The sequence below is a fragment of the Streptomyces sp. NPDC059456 genome, assembly GCF_042750055.1.
Taxonomy (GTDB): domain Bacteria; phylum Actinomycetota; class Actinomycetes; order Streptomycetales; family Streptomycetaceae; genus Streptomyces.
Window position 1 is genome coordinate 1 of record NZ_JBHYVA010001159.1, and the last position, 1,094, is coordinate 1,094.

The window sequence follows — 1,094 nt, forward strand, 5'->3', positions numbered from 1 at the left end:
GCCCTTGAGGGACCGGCACGGCACGGAAGGACAGTGGACTGGCGGGACGCCCCCGAACCCACACCGACACCGAGTACCCGGACCCCGCCCCCCGTATCCCGCTCCGCGCTCCGCGCTCCGGCCCCGCGTGCGCACGCCAGACCCGCGCCCCCGCCCAACCCGCCGACGCCGCCCCGCTCGGGCCCCGACCCCAACCTCCCGCCCCGCCGACACCACACCGCCCCGCCCAACCAAGGCCGCGCCCCGTCTGGGTTCAGCCGGTTGTCGGGAGGCGGTGTGATTCCTTGGTCAGTGCCGTGAGGATCGGGGCGATCAGGGGGTGGGCTTCCGCGCCGCGGCGGGTTGCCGCGAAGACCCTGCGGGTGGGGGCCGCTCCGGACACCGGGCGCACCTGGACCTCCTTGAGGTCCATGCCCCGCAGCGCCGAGCGCGGGACCAGCGCCACGCCCGCCCCGGCTCCCACCAGGGCCGTCACCGCCCGGAAATCGTCGGACGAGTGCACGAACCGGGGCTGGAAGCCCGCCAGTTCGCAGGCCAGCAGCGTCACGTCGTGGCACGGGTTCCCGGGATACTGCCCCACCCAGTCCGCGTCGGAGAGGTCCGCCAGCGGGACCTCCGGGAGGTCGGACAGCGGGTGGCCGGAGGGCAGCACCGCGTCGAAGGGCTCCGCGTACAGCGGGAGCACCGACAGCCGGCCGTCGTCGGCGCCGGGGGCGCCGCGGTACTCGACCGCGAGCGCGAGGTCGGCTTCGCCGTCGAGCAGCAGCGGCAGGCTCTGGTCGCCTTCGGCGTCCCGGACGCGCAGGCGGATGCCCGGGTGTTCGCGGGCCAGGCGGGCGATCGCGGGGGCGAGGACCTCGGTGATGCCGGTCGCGAAGGCGGCCACGGTGACCTCGCCCGCCGCGCCTCCCGCGTACGCCGCGAGCTCGGCTTCGGCGCGCTCCAGCTGGGCGAGGACCTCGTGGGCGTGCCCGAGCAGGATCTCGCCGGCCGCGGTGAGCCGTACGCCGCGGCCGCTGCGGGTCAGCAGTGCGTGGCCGGTCTCCTGTTCCAGCGCCGCGAGCTGCTGGGAGACGGCCGAGGGGGTGAGGTAG

At 76.2% G+C, this 1,094-nt stretch carries 1 protein-coding gene; it reads right to left on the reverse strand.

The window, feature by feature from the left end:
- Nucleotides 1-253: 253 nt before the first annotated feature.
- On the reverse strand, nucleotides 254-1,094 hold an 841-nt coding region (locus tag ACFXA3_RS42915; RefSeq protein ID WP_385197045.1), incomplete at its 5' end, for a LysR substrate-binding domain-containing protein.